The 21,380-nt window shown below is 68.1% G+C and carries 18 protein-coding genes and 1 pseudogene; 13 read left to right on the plus strand and 6 right to left on the minus strand.

All coding sequences use genetic code 11. The features are described from left to right. The first annotated feature begins 71 nt into the window (after positions 1 to 71). The 4 genes from ACWEKR_RS33135 (at position 72) to katG (ending at position 4,796) form a co-directional block, all read left to right on the plus strand. On the plus strand, positions 72 to 593 hold the full coding sequence (locus tag ACWEKR_RS33135; protein ID WP_452357855.1) for an SRPBCC family protein: 522 nt from the start codon (positions 72 to 74) through the stop codon (positions 591 to 593). A 12-nt stretch (positions 594 to 605) separates the two neighbouring features. Beyond that, positions 606 to 1,775 carry a zinc-dependent alcohol dehydrogenase gene (locus ACWEKR_RS33140; RefSeq protein ID WP_452357856.1) on the plus strand — a complete coding sequence of 390 codons (1,170 nt, stop codon included), beginning with the start codon at positions 606 to 608 and terminating at the stop codon, positions 1,773 to 1,775. A gap of 309 nt (positions 1,776 to 2,084) precedes the next feature. After that, on the plus strand, positions 2,085 to 2,528 hold the full coding sequence (locus ACWEKR_RS33145; protein WP_452357857.1) for a Fur family transcriptional regulator: 444 nt from the start codon (positions 2,085 to 2,087) through the stop codon (positions 2,526 to 2,528). Between the two features lie 36 nt (positions 2,529 to 2,564). Further along, positions 2,565 to 4,796: a catalase/peroxidase HPI gene (katG, locus tag ACWEKR_RS33150; RefSeq protein WP_452357858.1), complete on the plus strand. Its 2,232-nt coding sequence runs from the start codon at positions 2,565 to 2,567 to the stop codon at positions 4,794 to 4,796. Between the two features lie 126 nt (positions 4,797 to 4,922). On the opposite strand, the gene phoU is transcribed toward katG, so the two are convergent. Beyond that, complete coding sequence (gene phoU / locus ACWEKR_RS33155; protein ID WP_452357859.1) at positions 4,923 to 5,588, minus strand: phosphate signaling complex protein PhoU; 666 nt, start codon at positions 5,586 to 5,588, stop codon at positions 4,923 to 4,925. 265 nt (positions 5,589 to 5,853) lie between these two features. Beyond that, a complete protein-coding gene (locus tag ACWEKR_RS33160) occupies positions 5,854 to 6,861 on the minus strand; it encodes a tyrosine-type recombinase/integrase (protein ID WP_452357860.1) in 1,008 nt (335 codons plus the stop codon). A gap of 340 nt (positions 6,862 to 7,201) precedes the next feature. Between ACWEKR_RS33160 and ACWEKR_RS33165 the strand changes: the two genes are divergently transcribed. Then, complete coding sequence (locus tag ACWEKR_RS33165) at positions 7,202 to 7,846, plus strand: class I SAM-dependent methyltransferase (protein WP_378750739.1); 645 nt, start codon at positions 7,202 to 7,204, stop codon at positions 7,844 to 7,846. 512 nt (positions 7,847 to 8,358) lie between these two features. Here the strand turns inward: ACWEKR_RS33165 and ACWEKR_RS33170 are convergent. After that, positions 8,359 to 11,211, minus strand: a pseudogene (locus ACWEKR_RS33170) (Tn3 family transposase). Positions 11,212 to 11,894: 683 nt separating this feature from the next. Between ACWEKR_RS33170 and ACWEKR_RS33175 the strand changes: the two are divergent. Further along, the gene (locus ACWEKR_RS33175; RefSeq protein WP_452357861.1) at positions 11,895 to 12,773 is read left to right on the plus strand and encodes an MBL fold metallo-hydrolase; all 879 of its coding nucleotides are present in this window, start codon (positions 11,895 to 11,897) and stop codon (positions 12,771 to 12,773) included. Positions 12,774 to 12,872: 99 nt separating this feature from the next. Here ACWEKR_RS33175 and ACWEKR_RS33180 read toward each other — a convergent pair whose 3' ends face one another. Next, positions 12,873 to 13,256: a DoxX family protein gene (locus ACWEKR_RS33180; protein WP_452357862.1), complete on the minus strand. Its 384-nt coding sequence runs from the start codon at positions 13,254 to 13,256 to the stop codon at positions 12,873 to 12,875. Positions 13,257 to 13,411: 155 nt separating this feature from the next. Further along, the gene (locus ACWEKR_RS33185; protein WP_452357863.1) at positions 13,412 to 14,410 is read right to left on the minus strand and encodes a helix-turn-helix transcriptional regulator; all 999 of its coding nucleotides are present in this window, start codon (positions 14,408 to 14,410) and stop codon (positions 13,412 to 13,414) included. Positions 14,411 to 14,472: 62 nt separating this feature from the next. On the opposite strand from ACWEKR_RS33185, the gene ACWEKR_RS33190 reads away from it, so the two are divergent. Beyond that, the gene (locus ACWEKR_RS33190; protein ID WP_452357864.1) at positions 14,473 to 15,609 is read left to right on the plus strand and encodes an epoxide hydrolase family protein; all 1,137 of its coding nucleotides are present in this window, start codon (positions 14,473 to 14,475) and stop codon (positions 15,607 to 15,609) included. A 143-nt stretch (positions 15,610 to 15,752) separates the two neighbouring features. Here ACWEKR_RS33190 and ACWEKR_RS33195 read toward each other — a convergent pair whose 3' ends face one another. Next, positions 15,753 to 15,899: a hypothetical protein gene (locus ACWEKR_RS33195; protein ID WP_452357865.1), complete on the minus strand. Its 147-nt coding sequence runs from the start codon at positions 15,897 to 15,899 to the stop codon at positions 15,753 to 15,755. A gap of 139 nt (positions 15,900 to 16,038) precedes the next feature. On the opposite strand from ACWEKR_RS33195, the gene ACWEKR_RS33200 reads away from it, so the two are divergent. From ACWEKR_RS33200 to ACWEKR_RS33225, 6 genes are all read left to right on the plus strand, one after another. Then, a complete protein-coding gene (locus tag ACWEKR_RS33200; protein ID WP_452357866.1) occupies positions 16,039 to 17,034 on the plus strand; it encodes an Acg family FMN-binding oxidoreductase in 996 nt (331 codons plus the stop codon). A gap of 87 nt (positions 17,035 to 17,121) precedes the next feature. Beyond that, positions 17,122 to 17,388: a hypothetical protein gene (locus ACWEKR_RS33205; RefSeq protein WP_195091850.1), complete on the plus strand. Its 267-nt coding sequence runs from the start codon at positions 17,122 to 17,124 to the stop codon at positions 17,386 to 17,388. Between the two features lie 133 nt (positions 17,389 to 17,521). Beyond that, positions 17,522 to 18,529, plus strand: a complete 1,008-nt coding sequence (locus ACWEKR_RS33210) for an Acg family FMN-binding oxidoreductase (protein WP_452357867.1) — start codon at positions 17,522 to 17,524, stop codon at positions 18,527 to 18,529. Between the two features lie 67 nt (positions 18,530 to 18,596). After that, complete coding sequence (locus tag ACWEKR_RS33215; RefSeq protein WP_452357868.1) at positions 18,597 to 19,496, plus strand: DUF302 domain-containing protein; 900 nt, start codon at positions 18,597 to 18,599, stop codon at positions 19,494 to 19,496. A gap of 102 nt (positions 19,497 to 19,598) precedes the next feature. Beyond that, a complete protein-coding gene (locus tag ACWEKR_RS33220; RefSeq protein WP_452357869.1) occupies positions 19,599 to 20,255 on the plus strand; it encodes a DUF2267 domain-containing protein in 657 nt (218 codons plus the stop codon). 189 nt (positions 20,256 to 20,444) lie between these two features. Continuing rightward, positions 20,445 to 21,101 carry a response regulator gene (locus ACWEKR_RS33225; RefSeq protein ID WP_159847770.1) on the plus strand — a complete coding sequence of 219 codons (657 nt, stop codon included), beginning with the start codon at positions 20,445 to 20,447 and terminating at the stop codon, positions 21,099 to 21,101. Positions 21,102 to 21,380 lie beyond the last annotated feature (279 nt).

The raw sequence follows: 21,380 nt of genomic DNA on the forward strand, positions 1-21,380 counted from the left end.
CCGCGAGACCGCAGGCACGGCGCTTTTCGAGCGCGCAAGACCCGCGACGACGGAGAGCGAGAGGAGGGCTCATGCACTACATCGATGACACCAAACACCTGCTGAGCGATCTGGTGGGACGGGTGATCGAGTCGGCGAGCAGCTACTCGAGCAGTCAAACGGTGACGATCGCCCGTCCGCGCGCCGAAGTCCAGCAATTCTGGCGCGACCCGGCGAAGCTGTCCGAGGTGCTGGGCGACGTCGCCGAGGTACGGACGACGGAACCGTCCACCTACGAGTGGACGTTGCAGTCGGGCACCGACGGCCGCACGACCTGGAAGACCACGCTGCGCGCGGACGAAGGGCACCTCCGGTTCGTCGGCTCGGCCGGGGAAGACGCCACGTCCGCCGAAGGCCTCGAGATCGAACTGAGCTTCCGGGACGCGCCGCAGGACCTCGGGACGGAGGTGACGATGCGGGCGCGCACCCCGCTGCCCGACCTGCTGACCGGTGCGGCGATGTTCACCGCCCTCTACCGGGCCCGAGCCCGTCTGCAGACCGGCGAGATACCCACCCTGGCCCACAATCCGAGCGCCCGCTCTTCCGCTCGATGAACAGGAGGCGACATGCAAGCGCTCTGCTGGAACGGCGTCAACGATCTGGCTGTTGAGACCGTCCCCGATCCGCGGCTGGTCAATCCGCACGATGTCATCGTGCAGGTTCGGCTGACCACCACCTGCGGGTCCGACCTACATTTCATCGACGGATACCTGCCGGGAATGCGGGAAGGTGACGTCTTCGGACACGAATTCATGGGCGAAGTCGTCGAAATCGGCACCGAAGTCACTTCGACAAAGGTGGGCGACCGCGTCGTCGTCCCGTCGTTCATCGGGTGCTCCTCGTGCTGGTATTGCGACCACGAACTGTATTCGCTCTGCGACACGACCAATCCCAACAGCGCCCTGCAACAACCGGTTTTCGGTTACCCCACCGGCGGCATCTACGGCTACACCCACCCCTTCGGCGGCTATCAGGGGTCCCACGCGCAATATCTCCGCGTCCCGTTCGGCGACGTCAACTGTTTCCGGATCCCGGAAGGCATCACCGACGAGCAGGCATTGTTCTTGTCCGACGCGGTGCCGACGGGCTTGATGGGCGCCGAATTCTGTGACATCCACCCGGGTGACACCGTCGCGGTCTGGGGCAGCGGTGGCGTCGGCTTGATGGCCGGGCACACCGCCCGCCTGCTCGGCGCCGACCGCGTTTTCGTCATCGACCGTTTTCCCGAGCGGCTGAGCATGGCGAGTGAGCAGTTCGGTGCGGAAACGATCAACTACACCGCGGTCGACAGCGTCCAGGAGACCCTGCGCGAGAGCACCGGTGGCCGGGGCCCTGACGCCTGCATCGATGCCGTCGGAATGGAAGGCCACGGCACCGGGCTCCAGCAGTTCTACGATCGAGCCAAACAGCTGCTGCGGCTCGAATCCGATCGTGCGACCCCACTGCGCGAAGCGATTCTCGCGTGCCGGAAGGGTGGCGTCGTCTCGGTGCTCGGCATCTACGGCTTGACCGACAAATTCCCCATGGGCGCGGTGACCAACAAAGGTCTCACCATTCGCACCGCACAACAATACGGTCAGCGGTTCGTGCCCCGGATGTTCGATTACATTCAGCAGGGCGACCTCGACCCGTCCTATCTGATCACCCACGACATGCCGCTCAGCGATGCGGTGTATGGCTACGACATCTTCAAGCACAAGAAGGAAGGGTGCATTCGTTCGGTGTTCCGGCCTTGATGCCGGCCCACGCATTGGCACGTGATCGCCACCTGTCGCCGCTGTGCCGCAGCCGCACCGATCCCCGCCCATGACCGGCATTACACCATAGCGCCCGACCAGGAGCGGTTTCAGCGGCCGCTGGACCGCTCGTGGTCCGGCAACTCGATCCGCCGTGCGGCGCTCTGAGATCGGATCTGGGCAAACGCTCCCGGGCATGACGTGTCGCTGGGTACGCTGCGCACGCGGTCGCCCGGTGCCGCGCAACGGGGGTTGCGACTTCGAAACAAACTCTTGACTCGTTCCAGAAAACGGACAAGACTTCCGTGCATGCCAACGGCCTCGGACTTCCAGCAGATGCTGCGAGGAGTTTCGCTGCGGGTGACCCGCCCCCGGGTCGCGGTGCTGAGCGCGGTGCACGACCATCCGCACGCCGACACGGAGTCGATCATCCGCGCCGTGCGTTCCGCGCTGCCCGAGGTGTCCCATCAAACGGTGTACGACTCGTTGAACGCGCTCACCGCCACCGGCCTCGTCCGGCGTATCCAGCCGTCCGGATCGGTCGCCCGCTACGAATCGCGGGTCGGTGACAATCACCACCACGTCGTATGCCGGACGTGCGGGGTGATCGCCGATGTCGACTGCGCCATCGGCGACGCCCCCTGTTTGACCGCGTCCGACGACAGCGGGTTCTCGATCGATGAGGCCGAGGTCATCTATTGGGGCCTGTGCCCCGACTGTGTGGCAAGACAAGCTTCCAGATCACATCCGTGATCGCAGCCCCCATCACTCATTTCAGGAAGGAATGCTGTGTCATCCGATAGCCGCCCACCCAATCCTGACACCCAGACGCACAGCGCGAGCGAGAGCGAGAACCCGGCGATCCCGTCCCCCACCGCGAAGACGGACCATCGCCCCCGCAGCAACAAGGACTGGTGGCCGGAGCAGATCGATGTCTCGGTGCTGCACGCCCATTCGTCCAAGTCCAACCCGCTGGGCGAGGATTTCGACTACCCGGAAGAGTTCAAGAAGCTCGATGTCGATGCCCTCAAGGCCGACGTCGCGGCGGTCATGACCAATTCGCAGGACTGGTGGCCCGCCGACTACGGCCACTACGGCGGCCTGTTCATCCGGATGAGCTGGCACGCCGCGGGCACCTACCGCATCGCCGACGGCCGCGGCGGCGGCGGTCAGGGCGCACAACGTTTCGCGCCCCTGAACAGCTGGCCGGACAACGCGAACCTGGACAAGGCGCGCCGCCTGCTGTGGCCGGTCAAGCAGAAGTACGGCAACAAGATCTCGTGGGCCGACCTGCTGGTGTTCGCCGGCAACGTGGCCCTGGAGTCGATGGGCTTCAAAACCTTCGGCTTCGGCTTCGGCCGCCCCGACATCTGGGAGCCGGAAGAGGTCTTCTGGGGTCCGGAGGACACCTGGCTCGGCGACGAGCGCTACAGCGGTGACCGCGAACTGGCGGGCCCCCTCGGCGCCGTCCAGATGGGCCTGATCTATGTGAACCCGGAAGGGCCCAACGGCCGCCCGGATCCGGTGGCCGCGGCGCGCGACATCCGCGAGACGTTCGCCCGCATGGCGATGAACGACGAAGAGACCGCCGCGCTGATCGTCGGCGGCCACAGCTTCGGCAAGACCCACGGTGCGGGCGATGCCGGACTGGTCGGCGCCGAGCCCGAAGGCGCACCCATCGAGCAGCAGGGCCTCGGCTGGAAGAGCGCCTACGGCTCCGGCAAGGGGAAGGACGCCATCACCAGCGGCCTCGAGGTCGTCTGGACGTCGACGCCGACCAAGTGGGGCAACGGCTTCCTGCAGAACCTGTACGGCTACGAGTGGGAGCTGACCAAGAGCCCCGCCGGGGCATGGCAGTGGAAGCCGAAGGACGGCGCGGGCGAGGGCACCATCCCCGACCCGTTCGACGGGCCCGCACGGACCCCGACGATGCTGACCACCGACTTGGCGCTGCGCGAGGACCCGATCTACGGCGAGATCACCCGTCGCTGGCTGGAGCATCCCGAGGAACTGGCCGAGGCCTTCGCCAAGGCGTGGTACAAGCTGCTGCACCGCGACATGGGCCCGATCACCCGCTACCTGGGCCCGTGGGTCCCCGAGCCGCAGCTGTGGCAGGATCCCGTCCCCGAGGTCGACCACGAGCTGATCGACGAGTCCGACATCGCGGCGCTCAAGAGCAGGGTGCTGGAGTCCGGTCTGTCGGTGGCACAGTTGGTCAAGACCGCGTGGGCCGCGGCGGCCAGTTACCGCAGCACCGACAAGCGCGGCGGCGCCAACGGCGCTCGGATCCGCCTCGAGCCGCAGAAGAACTGGGAAGTCAACGAGCCGGACGAGCTGGCGAAGGTGCTGCCGGTGCTCGAGCAGATCCAGCAGGACTTCAACGGTTCGGCCTCCGGCGGCAAGAAGGTCTCGCTGGCCGACCTGATCATCCTGGCCGGTTCCGCGGCAGTCGAGAAGGCCGCCAAGGACGCCGGTCATCAGATCACCGTGCCGTTCTCTCCCGGGCGGACGGACGCGACGCAGGAGAACACCGACGTGGACTCCTTCGCGGTTCTGGAACCGCGGGCCGACGGCTTCCGCAACTACGTGCGGACCGGCGAGAAAGCCCCGCTCGAGCGCCTGCTGCTCGACCGGGCGTACATGCTGGACGTGACCGCTCCGGAGTTGACGGTGCTCATCGGCGGCTTGCGCGCCTTGGGCGCCAACTACGGCGGCACCGGTCACGGCGTGTTCACCGATCGGCCGGGCGTGCTGACGAACGACTTCTTCGTCAATCTGCTCGACCAGAACACCGAGTGGAAGGCGTCGGAGTCCGCGGAGAACGTCTACGAAGGCTTCGACCGGGCCTCCGGCGCCGCCAAGTGGACCGCCACCGCCAATGACCTCATCTTCGGGTCGCACTCGGTGCTGCGCGCGGTAGCCGAGGTCTACGCCCAGGACGACGCCGGAGCGAAGTTCGTGAACGACTTCGTCGCCGCGTGGGTCAAGGTGGTCGAGAACGATCGGTTCGACCTTGCCTGATCGGCATCGACGGAATCCAGGCCGGCCCTTCGGGACCGGCCTGGATTTTTTGTGCTGCGGCAGATTTCAGCCGGCATCTGCGGGCAGGCCGCATCGTCGCCGGTGTTCGCTGCGCCTGGCCTCGATCTAGCCGGAGTGCGCGGGTGCGTCGTCGGGGCGGTGACCGGTGGTCATATAGAGAGTGCGGCGGCCGACCTCTACGGCATGGTCGGCGAAACGTTCGTAGTAGCGGCCCAGCAGGGTGACGTCCACGGCCGCGGCGGTGCCGTTGTCCCATTCGTCGGCGAGGATCGCCGCGAGCAAGTCGCGGTGCAGGTCGTCCATCGTGTCGTCACGCGCGTCGAGGTCCGCTGCGTCGCCGGGGTCGGCGGTGGTCAGTACGCCGACCGCGGCATCCGCCAAGTCGACCGCGGTCTCCCCCATGCGGGTCACCAGAGTTCGCACCGGTTCGGGGACCGCGTCGGCGGGATGCCTGCGCCGCGCGGCGCGGGCGATGTGCTCGGTCAGCGCGCTCATACGGGTGAGGTCGTCGACCAATTGCAGCGCGGTCACCACCCGCCGGAGTTCTCCCGCGACAGGGGCTTCGAGCGCCAGCAGTGTCATCGCGGCATGCTCGGTCTCCTCGCGCATAGCGACGGTTTCGGCGCAGTAGTCGATGGTGCGCTCGGCCAGTTCCAGGTCCGCGCCGAGAAGGGCGTCGGTGGCCATCGCGATGGCTTCGCGGTTGCGTGCGCACATCACCCGCAGTTGATCGGCCAACTGCTCGAGGTGATCGTGATAGCGGGTGCGCACCCTTCCATCATCGCGCGTATCGGGGCAGCGCGCCGCAGGCTCGCGGGGCTCGACCGGCGGCCTCGCCCAGGGTCGACCGTTGTCGGCTCTGTGCACCTTGCGTGCGGCGAGGACCAGCGGAATCTGGGGGCCAAGGCCACTGCCTTCAACGGCGCCGGAATACGGTCGTTGCGCAGCCAGTCGACCGCCATCTGAACGTTGGCCGGGAATACCGGGGTTCCGGTAGTAACCGCCGAAAAACCAACGGATATGACGTAGCTGCTGGTCAGCGTCGGCGTTCGGCTCCCGGGCCCAAGATCGAGGTCAGCTCGCGCATCGCCTGTGGGGACGGTTTGAAGTATCGGCGCAGGTTCTCGGCTTTGCGGTGGCGGGACTTGGCCATCAGTTCCAGCAGGCTGGCCCCGGATTCCCCGAGGTGGGTCAGGCCGGAGTGGCGCAGTTCGTGCAGGTCCCAGCCGGTCCGGGGTCCATCGACGGCGGTGGCGGCGTCGAGCAGGTCGCGGGCCTGGTCGTAGGACAGCCGGGCCAGGCCGGTGTTGGGACAGACGTCGCGGTCGGCGAGGTACTTGCCGGGCCCCGGCCGGCGGTGGGTCACGAAAACAGGGCCGCGGGTGCGGTCGCGGATGAGCCGGGGCAGCAGGCGGGCGGTGCCCGCGTCCCAGTACACGTTCTCGAGGACGTATTCGTGGTGGGCGGCGCCGCGGCGGCGGGTACGGGGTTTGGCGCCCTTGGACTTCACCGCCGCGCACCGCCCTGCGAGGTCGAGGTCTTCGATGTTGAGCTGGAGCAGTTCCTCGGCACGGGCACAGGTTTCGTACAGCATCCGCCACAGCGTCTTCTCCCGCAGGTGGATCTCGCGGCGGGCGATGAGCCGGTCGATCGCGGTACGCGAGCGGACGGGGGTGTCGGAGTCCGGCGGTGTGGACCGCGCGGCCGAGGCCGGGACGCTCGGTGCGGTCCAGCCCTGCTCGGCGCACCAGGACAGCCATTTGCCGACTGCGGCGCGGCGCGCGTTCCAGGTGTTCACCGCGGCGGTGCCCCAGAGGGTTTCCAGTGCGGCGCCGACTTCGGTGTCGGTGACCGAGTCCAGGGCGCGGCTGGCGGCGGTGAGTCCGTCGTGGCGGGCGTCGAGCTGGTCGACGGTCTTGACGACGGCGATGCCGTAGGCGCGGCGGGTGTTCGCCGAGCCGATGGTGTCTAGGAACTCTTCGGCGGCGGTGCGCAGGGTGCGCGCCGGCGGTACGGTGCGCAGCCGGGTCACCCTCGCGGCCATCGGATTCCCCTTGTCAGTGCTTGCCCCGGATAACGGGGCCGCTTCGTGTACGCGCCGGAGCAGGTCCGCCGCAGATCGAACCTCACAATACCCCGGATAACAGGCCATTATCCGGGGTATCACTGCTATCGTTGAGCGGTCACGGCCAGACGCGTACCGCCGTTCGCCGCAGTCACCGATGCCCACGCCACCGTATGACAGAGTCGGCCAGGGTCTCTCGGGCCCGCGCAATGAGCAACGCCGTCCTGCCTACCGGTGCCTCCACCCGGCCGGGTGGAGGCACCTTCGCCGTTCCCGGGTAGCGCCGAGTCCGCCGCGATCATGGAATATCGTGCCGGTCATGACCACGGATGATTGGTTGGCCGACACCCGAACCTCTTATGACACGGTTGCGGTCAGCTATGCCGACCAAGTGCGCGGCGCCCTCGCCGGACACCAGTACCTTCGCGCGGCTCTGGCATTGTTCGCCGACAGCGTGCGGACCGCTGGCGGCGGACCGGTCGCGGACGTCGGCTGCGGCCCCGGTGAAGTCACCGCCCACCTGCATGAGCTCGGTGTCGACGCCTTCGGTATCGACCTCTCCCCGGCGATGATCGACGTGGCCCGGCGCGACCACCCCGGCCTGCGGTTCGAGGTGGGCTCGATGACGGAACTGAACCTGCCCGTCGCTTCGGTGGCCGGCCTGCTCGCCTGGCAGTCTTTGATCCACATCCCAGACGACGAGGTGCCGACTGTATTCGGGCGCTTCCACCAAGCATTGCGTCCCGGCGGACCGTTGCAACTCCTGTTTCACGTCGGCGGCGAGTCGCTGTTGAAGACAGAGGGCTACGGCGGTCACCCGATGAAGGTCCATGTCCACCGACGTCAGCCGAACCAGGTGGCATCGTGGCTGCACGATGCCGGATTCGTGGTCGAGGCCCAGATGCTGCTCGACCCGGATGCGAAAGCTCAGCAAGCGATTCTCTTCGCACGCAGTAAGTCCTAACTTCTGCATATGTCGGGCTCGCCATTCGGAACCGCGAGGTCCCCGACGTACACCGCCCGGCGGGAAGCGTGGACCTGGAGTACGCATGTCACCGACCAACGCGACGCCGAACCGCATCGCCCCCACTGCCGCGCCGCCCCTTCGGCGCCGCGGTCACCGGCCGACCAGACGCCCCGCCCGCGCAGTCGACCCAGGAGCCGGCATGGAATCCCGGCGTCGCCCACAGCGAGCCCGAAATACGCCCTGCACGTCTGGACCGGCCGGGCACGGCGGGTGATCAGCCGGCACACCGGACGCCAGTGGGCGGGCATCACCGCCGACACGCTGCGGATCGGAGTCGAGGGCGCCCGTACTCCTTCGGCTACATCGCCGGACCGCACCACTCACGGGCCTGGGACCACGACTGGACCCAGGACGGACGATCCTGCGCGGACCTGATCCCGGACATGAGGACCACCGAATGGCTCGACCACGAGCACACGAACCGGGCCCTGGGGTAACGCCGGGACCGGTCAGAACAGGGTGTCGCGCACCCGCAGCGGCCGGTAGCCCGTCGGGCCGAGCGCGGCGAGTTCGCCCTCGATGTCGACTTCGATCGCGCCGAAGAAGTTGATGTTGGCGCTGTGCGCGGGGCTGATGTGGGCCAGGACCTCGTCGTCGATGCGGTGCCCGGCCCGGCGCATCTGCTCGACCGCGAGGCCGTAGTACTCGGTGGTCCAGGCGATCACGGCGTTGGTGGCCAGGGTCAGGCACCACGCTTGCTCGGTCTGGTCGGCGAGCTGGCGGGCGCGGATCGTGCCCTCGTGGGCGTAGAGCAGGTCGCGGCGTAGTGCGTGCAGGGAGGCGGTGGCGTGTCCGAACTTCAGCGAGCCAGCCAGCCGAAGCAGGTCGTCCCAGTGCCCGGCGATCAGATCGAGGTTGGCTTTGCGGGTCATCAGCGGGCCCGCGTGCGGGAACCGGGACTCGGCGTCGCCGCGCGGGCCGGGCCGGTAGAGGGTGATGCGGCCCAGGTCCCGGATGCGCGGGGAAAGCTGCATTCCGAGAAGGTCGAACAGGCCGAAGTTGACCAGGGTGACCCCGTGGGTGTCGGTGGCGTGTTCGGTGATCGGCAGATCGGTGGCGTTGCCCAGGATCTCGTCGAGCACGTAGTGGGCTTCGCGTCTGGTCGCCACGATCACCTTGGTGCCGTAGGTGGCGTGGGTGTCGGTGACATGGGTGTAGGTCGACAGGCCCTCACCGGCGAAGTAGCGGCTCATCGGCCGCGCGGTGGTGGATTTCCCGCGCGTGGGGAACCGCTGCCCGTCGCTCGACGACAAGGTCCCGGTGCCGAACACCGGGGTCAGCGGGAGCCGCTGGTGGTAGTCGATGAGTACTAGGTTGGCCGCGCGCAGGGTTTCCTCGCGCACATACCATTCGTCGGTCCAGGACAAGATGTCGTAGGAGATGCCGCAGGCCTCGGCCATCCGGGTCAACCCGAGGTTGGTCGAGTGCGCGAGCAGCACCGCGATCAGGTTGCGTTTCAACTCCGGCGTGCGGGTTGCCTGGCCACCGGCGTGGGTGAAACAGTCCAGGTAGCCGGTGCGCTTGTCCAACTCGATCAGCAACGACACGATCGGCGCGAACGGCAGCATCTCGGTCAGCTCGGCCTTGAGCGAGATCGCCTCGGCCGGAACGTCCTCGGCGGTCAGCGGGGAGATGATCAGCTCCCCGGACTCGCCGTCCAGGCGTACCGGCCCCTCACCTTCGGCGAGCATGGTCTCGAGTTCATCGACCGCGGTGTGCAGTTCTTCGACGACGGCGGCCAGGGCGACGCCGGGATCGGCCGATCGCCCGACCGAACGGCAGAACTCGCCGCGCTGCGGTTCCCACCGCTGCGGTGTGAGCAGGTAGGCGGCCGGGTCGGCGTAGCGGCGTGAGCGTACACGTCCCCGCTGCGCAGCCCGTCGCGCAGCCCGAGCATCACGCACAGCTCCCAGTAGTGCCGGTAGGCCGTCGCGCTGCCGGACTTGCGCGCCGCGTCGAGGTAGCCGCGCCACTTCGCGGGCACGAACCCGGTCGGGGCCTCGTCGAACACCTTCCGCCGCGCGGTCGCGTTGAGTTCACGCAGCATCGCGACCGCGATCAACAACTCCGTCGCCGCGGTCCCGCCCGCGAACTCCACCGTCGACAGCACCGCGGGGGTGAACTGACGCAGGTAATTGTAGGAGGAGTCCAGCGCGGCCAGGTGCCCGTGATCACGCGGCAACCGGGGTTTGGCCCGCGCGATCGCCGCCCGCAGACGTTCCCACCCGATCGCATCGCCGCGGATCAACGCACCGATCTCCTCATCGGGCCACCGCAGGATCGGTCACGATCGCCAGCAGGTCGTCCAGCAGGGCCTGGCGGTCCTCTCCGGATTTGCCGCGTTCGGCCAATTCCTGCTGCATCCGGCGTTCGGCGGCACCGAACTTCGCCGAGATCGCCTGATCGAACAAGGCCACGACCTCGTCGAGCACGTCGGTTCCGGACTGCGCCAGCACGGTGAGCAGGATCGGATACCGCCGCTGCGGATCCCGGCGTTCCAACGCCTGCGGGGTCAACCGGCGCCCCATCGTGGCCAGGAACCGTCGCCGCTCGGCGGGCAGCACCGACATATCGAGCCGGTCGGCACCCAGGCCGCGCAGGAACGCCAGCTTGTCGACCTCGGCGCGCACCGCAGCCGCGGACGCCTCCACCGGCCCGGTCGACAGCCACCGCAACCGCGAAACCCCCAGCGAGGCATCGGTGGTCAGCAGTGCGTCCAACTCGGCGCAGCGGGCCGGGGTGAACTCGTGGGCCAGCCGGTCGTAGGTCTCGCGCTGGGCCTGCTCGCGGGCGTGGGCGACGCGTTCGACCATGGTCACCGGACCGGGCCGGATCACCCGCGCCGAGATCAGATACTCACACCCCAACCGGAACAGCAGAGTCGGGGAATCATGCTCCATCGCCCGCGCGAGCAGAAACTCGTCGAGCTCCTTGAGTTCGAGCGCACCCGCCGCCCGCCAGCCCAGATACTGAGCGACCAGGCGTAGATGATCGGTGCGGGTCTGGGCGCGGCGGCCGTAGGAACGCATCTCGCTACCGTCGAGCCGCAGCTGCTCGGCCAACCGCGCTACCGCGACCGGCGGGGCGGTCACCACACGATCGGGCACGAATCCCAGCCACGGCAACGTGCACAACGCGATCGCGATACCCAGCCGATCAGCCGGGCCACGACCGCGGCCGGGATCGACGAACGCCAGATCCGCCGGCGAGAGCGTGAAGAACCGGAACAGCTGCTCCCGGCCGATCTCCGGGAACTCCCGCAGACGCGCCAACTCCTCATCCGCGAACACCCGCGTCGCCACGAAACCGACCTCCCAGCAACCAACCACGTTGGGAGCCAAGCCAACCAGTAGTCCGCCTCCACCGCAGGCCGAACCGGGCCCTCACCAGGAATCAGCCGCGGCTACGCCATATCCGTTGATTTTTCGGCGGTTACTACCGGAACCCCATACCGCCAGGAACAACCAAGCCGCCCACCGCCCGGCCCGACGCCGGGTCCGCGGCGTCACGAGTGCGGCCGCCACGACGAGTTCGGCGACGCCGGACCCGTGGGTGTACAGGCGGGGCCGGCCGGGCAGCCGCGCGGGAATCACCGAATCGAACGGTCGGCGTGAGGAAGTGCAGTATTCCCACGCCGAACAAGAGCACGGCCAGCCGCCGCGCCGTCGATGCCGCACTGCTTTCGCCGGCACGTGTTGATTCTGCCATCGCCTCTCGCCTCCCTAGGTACACGGCAAGCCGTATCCGGAATATGAATCGCGATCAACTTATTCGCATGTATTGCGGTTGACCATCGGAAGTAGGCAACTTTGTTTGGCTGAATACTTATTCACATAGTACGTGGCCTTTGTAAGCTGTTCCTCGACCGTGTCGCTGTCGGGTCGGGCCGGAAGGGGCGAATGTGCGAGTGCCATCAGCCGGACCATTGACGGCGCGGACCGGTGCCGTCGAGACATGGTGGTCGTGTTGCACGGCCGGGATGTCGATGCCGTGGCGTACGTTGCGCCCACGCCGCCGCGACCCACAGCTGCTCGATTCGATCACCGACGCGGACCTGCCCGCGGCGCGTGCCCGGGTCCGGTTGACCGCGCTGGTCCACGGCGTGCGCCCGGTCCCGGCCTACGGAGTGATCGAAGGAGCGCGGCCACCGTCCACCGTGGCGATCGCGATGACCAGCTTCCTGGTCGAACACCCACGGGCCCGTTTCATAGTCGATCCGGCGATGTGCACCGACGTGCACGCGCGGATCCTGCCGCAGCTGCGCCGCCCGTATCGCAGGCTCGTCGCTCCCGCGGAAGCGCTTGTCGGACTGGCGGATTCTCTGGCGCTGTCGGCCGTCGCCCCCGAGGACATCGACTTCGCGATCGCGACGCACATCCACTGGGACCACGTGGCCGGACTGCTCGATCTCCCGGAAGCACTCGCGCTGCGGGTCGCCACGGCCGAATTGGAATGGGCGACGAACCCCGCGACGGCACCCATGGGAGTCGCCGAGCCGCTCGGCGCGCGGCCCACGCCCTGCTTCGATCTCGACGGTCCTCCCGTACTGAGTTTCTCCCGAAGCCACGACCTGTTCGGTGACGGCTCGGTCCTGGCGGTGGACCTCGCCGGACACACGCCGGGCAGCATCGGGCTCGTGCTCGCCGTGCAAGACGGCGGCTACGTGCTGCTGGCCGGCGACGCGGTCTGGCGCCGTGAGCAGATCACGCTGCTCCGCCAGAAGCCGCCGCTGCCGGGGCTGCTGGTCGATCACGATCGATCCGCCGCCTTCGCCGCCATCCACCGCCTGCATCGTCTCCCCCCAGGGATCGAGGTCGTTCCCGCCCACGACCACGTTGCGGCGAAAAGATGGGCGCCACGCTGAATTCCGAAGCTGTGCGGAAATGGCGATGGTCGCAGCCGCACTCGCCGGGCAGCAGTGGGCGCGGCGACTGATCCGAGCTGGACGAGCTTCCCGCATAGGTCAGCTGCCGAAAGATTCGGGCCCGAGTCGGCCCCAGGCGACGTAGGCAGCCAGGGCGAGGTAGGCGATGTTCAGCAGGATGAACTCGGCCTCGCCGTCGCGGAGGTGAGTGATGATCGCGCCGATCATCAGCACGATCCAGCAGATGGCGGTCACCGGCACCACCATCGGCGCGATGTCGAGCACGGCGGGCAGAATCAGCCCGGCGGCGGCCAGGATCTCGAGAACTCCGAGCGTCTTGACGAAGCCGACGCCGACCTGCCCGGTCCATCTGCCGCCGGGGGCTGCGGCCAGTTTCTGCTGGGGCACGAACGTCTTGGTGATGCCGCTGCCCAAGGCGACGGCGGCCAGCAGTCCGGCAGCGATCCACAGTGTGAGGTTCATGGAGTGCTCCTCGTCGAGTTCTCGGCGACCCCGGTTCGGAACCGGGTCCGCGTTCGGTCGTGCATCAGACACCGCCGACCCGATCCCTGTAACACCTCGACCGCGTGATGTGCGCCATAGGCGCTTTGCTCTCGCCGCAGCTCTGTGACGGAACTTCAGGTCGAGAAGCCCCTTGTTCGCTCTTCGTGCGCTCGTCGATCTTCGGAAGAGATTGCCTCGGCGACACGGTCTGCCAGTGCACGCAAGTGGGCGATGAGTTCGGGGGGTTCGTGGACTCGGAATCCGAAGCCGAAGAGCCCTATGTAAACCGCCAATTCGTCTAGCGAGTTGGAGCCGGTGTGCAGCAGGCAGTGTCCGTCGTCGATCGCCTCGACGAGACCGACGGTGGGTGCGATGCGTGCGGCGGCCACGGTTGCGGGTACGTCGAGGGTGATGCGCGCCCGGTACCGGTAGGGAGCGGTGCTGACGCCGTGGGAGACGAAATCGGCCAGCCCCGGCTCCGGCGCCTCGCGCGGCCTGAACCGCGGGCCGTTCGGGATGCGCGGACGCAGGCGGTCGACACGGTATGTGCGCCAATCGGCCCGATCGACGTCCCAGCCGACCAGGTACCAGTGCCGGCCGGTGTGCACGAGCCGATGCGGTTCCGCCGCCCGGCGGATTTCGGTCCCGGTGTGCGTGCGGTAGTCGAAGCGGAGCTGTTCGCGGTCGCGGATCGCGCCGGCGATAGCGGTCAGCACGTCCGGGTCCACCGCCGGGGTTCCCGCCGGCATGCTGACCGTGGCGGCCTGCAGTGCCGATACGCGGTGGCGCAGCCGGGTCGGAAGGATCCGCTCCAGTTTGGCCAGCGCCCGCAGCGAACTCTCCTCGATGCCTGCGATGGTCCCACCCGCCGCGGTGCGCAGCCCGAGAACGACGGCGACTGCCTCGTCATCGCTCAACAGCAGCGGGGGCAGCCGCGCTCCCGCGCCCAACCGGTATCCGGCCGCGCCCGCGACCGCGTCCACGGGATAGCCGAGGGTGCGCAGCTTGCCGACGTCGCGGCGGACGGTTCGCACATCGACCCGCAGGCGTTCGGCGAGTTCGGCGCCGGTCCAGTCGCGGGGGGTCTGCAATAGCGACAACAGTTCGAGCAGTCTGGCCGATGTTTCCAACACACCGAAATTCTGCCCGAAACCTAGGGCGGAAGTTGTCCTAGGTCGATCCTAGGGTGATTTCCATGAGCACAGAGATCACTCCCTTCCGGATCGACGTCCCCCAAGAGCAGCTCGATGATTTGAATCGACGGCTCGATGCCACCCGCTGGCCCGATTCGGCCCCCGGGGTGGGCTGGGCGCACGGCATTCCACTCGACTACACCAGGGAACTGGCCGACTACTGGCGCAACACCTACGACTGGCGCGCCCAAGAGGCCCGGCTGAACTCCTTCCCGCAGTTCCGTACCGAGATCGACGGCCACCATGTGCATTTCATCCACGTCCGTTCGGCTGAGCCCGACGCGCTGCCGCTGGTGCTCACACACGGATGGCCCGGCTCGATCGTGGAGTTCCTCGACGTGATCGGGCCGTTGACCGACCCGGTGGCGCACGACGGCAAGGCCGAGGATGCCTTTCACGTCGTGGTGCCGACCATCCCCGGGTACGGGTTGTCCGGCCCCGCGGTGGGCTGGTCGACCAGGCGGGCCGCCCGGGCCTGGGCGGTGCTGATGGATCGCCTCGGCTACGACCGGTACGCCGCGCACGGTGAAGACACCGGCGCAGCCATTTCCCGCGAGCTGGCGGCGATCGATGCCGAGCACGTCGTCGCCGTACACCTGACGGATATGGCCTCGGCCACCCCCGAGACGGCCGACCCCGACGATCCGGCCGAACAGCGTGCGGTCGAGCTGGCTCGCCGCTACGAGTACGAACTCGGCGCGTACGCGATGCTGCAAGCCACCCGCCCGCAGACGCTGTCCTACGCGCTCACCGATTCACCGGTCGCGCAATTGGCCTGGATCGTCGAACGATTCAAGGACTGGACAGATTCCACGAACGCTCCCGAGGACGCCGTCGACCGCGACGCGATGCTGACCAACGTCATGATCTACTGGCTCAACGGCACCGCGGGCTCCTCGGCACGCTACTACTACGAGGGGGCGGCCACCTGGGGAACGCCCGAGCCCTACACCGGCGTTCCGGTCGCCGTGGCAGTTCTGCCGCACAACATCGGCGCCCCGGTGCGCCGCATCGCCGAACAGAACAACAACATCGTGCGGTGGACCGAATTCGACCGGGGCGGCCACTTCGCCGCCATGGAAGAACCCGACCTCATCATCGCCGACCTGCGCGCCGCATTCAGCGCCTATCGCAAGTAGGACGGGTATCGGCGTCACTTTCGCAGACGGTTGGCGAGGGGCGGAATCTTGAATGCGGTCAACAGCGCGCGGAATTGCCGGGGGCAGGATTCCGGCACGCTGTGTGACATCGAAAGCGTCGTAGAGGGTTTCGTCCTCCTCCATCAGGCCGTCCGTTGTGAAGTGATAGCGATCCACGGCCGGGCAGCGTGCATCGACGCGGTGTCGGTCACCACCCCGTCCATATCGAAGATCACCACGCCGTGGCGGCGGGAATCAATCTGCGGCGTTCCCGGCACACCGTTGCGCACAGTCCCAGCCTGACCGAACCGCGGGCGCCGCGTCCAGGGACGAAAGTCCGCAACAGCCGCGTGACATGGGGCCACCAGCGGCGAAATCGGGGACCAACGACTCCTTTCCCCTCGGCGAGGGACACCTAGCGTCGGCAATATGAACGAGCTACCCACCGGACAAACCATCGAGAAGGCCGTCCTCCTCGCCGGCCGGGCGCCGTCGCTGCACAACAGCCAGCCCTGGCACTGGACATTCGACGGCCACGCGCTACGGCTGTTCGCCGTGCCCGAACGCCGACTTCCGGCCACCGACACCGCCGGGCGCCAGATGCTGATCAGCTGCGGCATAGCACTGGGCCATCTCCGCGCGGCCATGGCCGCCGCGGGTTGGCGGATCCTCGTCGCACGCTTCCCGGACCCGAACCGGCGTACTCATCTGGCGACCATCACGTTCCGACCGGCCGGCTTCGTGACCGAGGGGGACCGTGCCCGCGCCGACGCGATCCTGCGCAGGCACACCGACCGACTGCCGTTCGCGGCGCCCGCCGGATGGTCTGATTTCGAAACCGTGTTGCGCAGCACCGTCGATCCCGCCGACGCCACTCTGACCGTGCTGCACGACGACAGCCGCCCCACGTTGGCCCGGGCATCGGAGATGAGCGCGTCGCTGCGCCGCTATGACCCTGGCTACCACGCCGAACTCCAGTGGTGGACAGGACACGTCATCGCCGACGCAGGGGTTCCCAAGGAAGCTCTGATCTCGGAGCAGGAACGGCAGCATGTGAGCGTGGGCCGCAAGTTCCCCACCGTCACCGGGGAACGGCATGAGGAGGTCGCCGACGACCATTCGGTCGTAATCGTCCTGTCCACCGGTGACGACACCGCCGACGACCTGGTGCGGTGCGGCGAGGCGCTCTCCACGGTGCTCTTGGAATGCACCCTCGCCGGATACGCGACCTGCCCCCTCACCCACCTGACCGAAGTCCCGCAGAGCCGCGCCGCCGTCCGCACGCTGCTCGATGGCTCGGATGTTCCACAAGTATTGGTTCGTGTCGGCTCGACACCCGCCACTGCCGAACATGCCCCTCAGACGCCACGCCGCCCACTCGACGAGATCCTCGACATGCCCGGGGCCGCAGAGCACGCGGACTGAGCCGCACCGGAAACGGGACGTTCGACCCATGCTTTCCGGGTAGCAGTACCCTCCCGTCGGCCGCACTGCCCGAGCAAGCTGTGTTCTATGTCGCCGCGTCTCATTCCCCGACGCCCGCTGGACGGGGCACCGGACCCGGAGGCCGTGCCCTTGGCGGTCCCCGCGGTGGTGCTCGCTTCGATCATGTTGCTCGGGATGCTCGTGGCGCTCGTCGTGATGCTTCCCGACTGGGCCCGCGACTATGGCGCGAGCCTGGTGTACCTCGGTGTCGTGGTCTATGCCGCCCTCGCGGTCCGGCTGTTGTGGTGGGGGGTGGCGATCCTGCGTGCCCGGGTGCCGGAGACCGAGGAGTAGGACGCCATGAAGAACACCGCCGCGCGTCCGTACCAACCCCCGAAGCCGCGACAGATATCTGAGGGACCAAGGACCTCGTATCACGGGCGGAACGCCCGTATCCCCTCGGAGCCGGTCCGCGGAGGCTGGGAGCATGACCGCGAACGATGAAGCCCCCGCTCGCTCGGTGCCCGAGCGCCGAGACCTCATGACTGCGCTGCGCCTCGCCTCCCGGGCGCCTTCGGTGCACAACACCCAGCCGTGGCGCTGGGTGTTCGACGGCACGCGCCTGCACCTGTACACCGACGCCGACCGCCTGCTGCCCTCCACCGACCCGCACGGCCGCCAACTGGTGATCAGCTGCGGGGCCGTGCTGCATCACGCGCGCACCGCCTTCGCGGACCAGGGCTGGCACACCGACACCACGCGCGTACCCGACCGGCAGCGACCCGACCATCTCGCGGTGATCGAATTCCGGCGCTGGCCCGACCCGCCCGAGGCCATCCACGCCCGGGCGCTCGCCATCGACCGGCGCCGCACCGATCGGCTGCCGATGACCGAACCGGCAGGCTTCGCCGACCTCCTCCCCCGGCTGCGGATGCTGACCTCACCACATGAGGTGGAACTCAGCGTGCTGGACGACAGCGCCCGGCCCCGGCTCGCCGCCGCGTCCCGGCAAGTCGGCGCACTACGCCGTCACGACCTGCTCTATCAAACCGAATTGGAATGGTGGGCAGGACACTCGGAGGCGCTCGAGGGCGTGCCCGCCTCCGCGCTGGTGTCGGACGCGGAACTCGCCCGAGTCGGAGTCGCGCGCGCGTTCCCTCCGGCCCCGCACGCGTCGCGACGCGCCCGACTCGATGATCGAGCGCGACTGGTGGTGCTCGCGACCGAAACGGACTCTGTGACGCAGTGGCTGCGCACCGGCGAAGCACTGTCGGCCGTGCTGCTGGAGTGCACGGCCGCAGGCCTGGCGACCTGCGCGCTGACCCACATCACCGAACTGCCCACCACCCGCGGGCTGCTCAGCAGCCTCGTTCCCCGGCCTGCGATCTCACAGGTACTTCTTCGGGTCGGCTCCGCACCCGACGACACGGACACGATCCCGCCGACCCCCCGCCGACCGGTGACGGAAACCTTCACGGTCACGGCTGCCCACTGAACCGATGCCCCTGCGGCGGTTCGCGGCAAGGCCCGCGCCAGTCGCACGACGAATCGAGGATGATGCGATGGAATACCAGGTCGCACTGGTGGAGTCGGCGCCGGAAACGGTGTTGCGGATGCCACGCGAACTCCGTCCCGACCCCAGCCTGCTCGGTGAGGACATCGCCGAGGGAATGCGGGAAGTGTCCCGGATGGTCCGGTATGCCGGATTGACCGCCAGCGGCGCGCCGACGATCACATTCCGCCGCGATGTGCCCGAGGGCGAATCGGTGGCGGTGGAATTCGGCGTTCCCGTGGAGCCCGCGCCGAACTTGGGGCCGGGTTCCGGCGCGCAAGTGGTCGTCCTGCCGGGAGCCCTTGTCGCCCGGACCTGCCATCGCGGTAGCTATCGCGACCTCGGCGCGGCCTACCAGGCGCTGCGGGAGTGGATGCGCGACGGCGGCTATCGGCCGATCGGTCCGCCCACCGAGGCCTATCTGATCGGTCCGGACGAGGTCACCGACCCGCGTCTGCTGCTCACCGAGATCCGATTGCCGGTCGCCCCGGCTGCGACTGTCGCGATCCATCTCGACGCCCCGTTCGAGGACGCGGTGCACAGGACCCGCGAAGCCCTGCGATGTGCCGGACTCACGGTGATCGCCGAAGTCGACCTTCAGGCCACCCTGCGCGAGCAGATCGGCGAGCAGATCGAGGACTACTCGATGCTCGTCGTCTGCGACCCCGAACTGACCTACCGCGCACTGCTGACCGATCGGCATGCGGGCGCGACCTTCTCGTGCGGTGTGGTGGTGCGCTCGGCCGGCGCCGGCACGGTGGTCGAGGCCGCCGATCCCGAACTGCTGGTCTGTGTCACCGCTCAACCGGGGCTGCGGTCGCTCGCGGGCGACATGCGGCGGCGGCTCGCTGCGGCATTGAGCGGTCTGCGCGACTCGGCGCCCGCGCCGACGGGATCGGCCTCGGTGTGACCATGGTCCCGTCGGTGCGGGTACGACGCCTCTCACCCGGCCGGGACCTGGACGAGAAGTCTCGTCGATATCAACCACGATCCATCGTGAAAGGCACACGTCATGAGCTACCACCGCGACCCTCTCGCACCCGCGGTGCACACCGCGCACGAGTGGCTGCGCACGCTGACCGACGGACTGGCCACCGAAGACCGGGCCTTCGCGCACCGTGCCCTACGGGCTTGGCTGCACACCGTGCGTGACCGCATCGGTATCAACGCGGCCGCGCACCTGAGCGCCCAGCTGCCCGAACTGCTGCGCGGGATCTTCTACGAGGGCTGGGTGCCCGCGCACGTTCCCGTCGCGCACGACGTGCCCTCGTTCATCGATCAGTTCACCCAGGAAGCAGGCGTGTCCCGGGACGAGGCCTACGCTTTGGCGGGCGCGGTGACCGATGCGCTGGCCGATCTGTTCTCGCCAGGGCAACTCGATCACGTGTTCGCTCTGCTGCCGGAGGATCTGCGCGCGGTACTGCGCGGAAGCGACCTCGCGGGGCCGTTGCAGGACGCGGCGCCGGTGACGCAGCCGGAATCTTCACGGCTCGACGAAGTCGACGCCCGGCTCCAGGCGCTCACCGACGCGGTGGCGGTCCTGGCCCACAGCCTCGAAGGACTTTCCGGTGGCGCGCCGGCCGACTCCGCGCAGGTATCGGCCGCCCAGCAGATCCACCGGATCCTCATCGGCGAAGGACTCACCCGCTCGGACGCGACGACACCCTGACCGATCGCTGCCGGGCTTCCCCCGGTCTCGCCCTGACGTGCCGCACGCCCAGTTCCCCGCAGCGTCGCGCCGGTGAGGTGACCACGCCCGCGTGAACGGCGGCCGCGCGGGAAAGGACTTTGGTCCGTACCGGGCGACGCGCCGGATGCGTAGTGTCGAGCCCACACCTGCTCCCGGATTGGACAGTCGATGATCACGGTGTTTCTGGTCGACGATCACGAGATCGTCCGCCGCGGCCTCGCCGACCTGCTCTCCGGCGACCCGGAACTCTCCGTGGTCGGCGAAGCCGGGAATGTCGCCCAAGCCCTCGCCCGCATCCCCGCGCTCCGGCCGGACGTCGCCGTCCTCGACGTACGCCTGCCCGACGGCAACGGCATCGAACTGTGCCGGGAGCTGCTGTCCAGGCTCGATGATCTGCGCTGCCTGATCCTCACCTCGTTCACCGACGAACAGGCGATGCTCGACGCGATCCTCGCCGGAGCCAGCGGCTATGTGGTCAAGGACATCAAGGGTATGGAGCTGGCCGAAGCCATCAAGGAGGTCGGCGCGGGGCGTTCGCTGCTGGACAACCGCGCAGCGGCTGCCTTGATGCAGCGACTGCGCGCCAACACCCACCACGACGGTCCGCTGGCCGCGCTCACCGACCAGGAACGCAGACTTCTCGATCTGCTCGGCGAAGGACTGACCAACCGTCAGATCGCTCAGCGCATGTTCCTCGCCGAGAAGACGGTGAAAAACTACGTATCCCGCCTGCTGGCCAAGCTCGGCCTGGAACGGCGCACCCAGGCGGCGGTCTACGCGTCCAAACTCCGGTCCCGGCCGTCCGGCTCCACCCTCGACTTCTGACCGACGCCGCGGACTACTCGACGCATCGCCGGGTTCCGGCCGCTTCGATGTCGGAAACGTTGCGCATCGTTGTCCGCGCTGTCAACGTTCATTTCCGGAACCGGGTGAAATAGTCTGGAGCCATGGCGAGCAGTCGCGCTGACGGCGTTCCGGAAACAGCGGAGACGACTGATTACGCGTCGGCCGGCACGTATTCGGTGCGGGATACGCTTTCGCAGTTGCGGCTGCGGGAGCTGCTCGGTGAGGTCAAGGACCGGATCGAGCAGATCATCGATGCCC

This window comes from Nocardia sp. NPDC004573 (assembly GCF_053602135.1).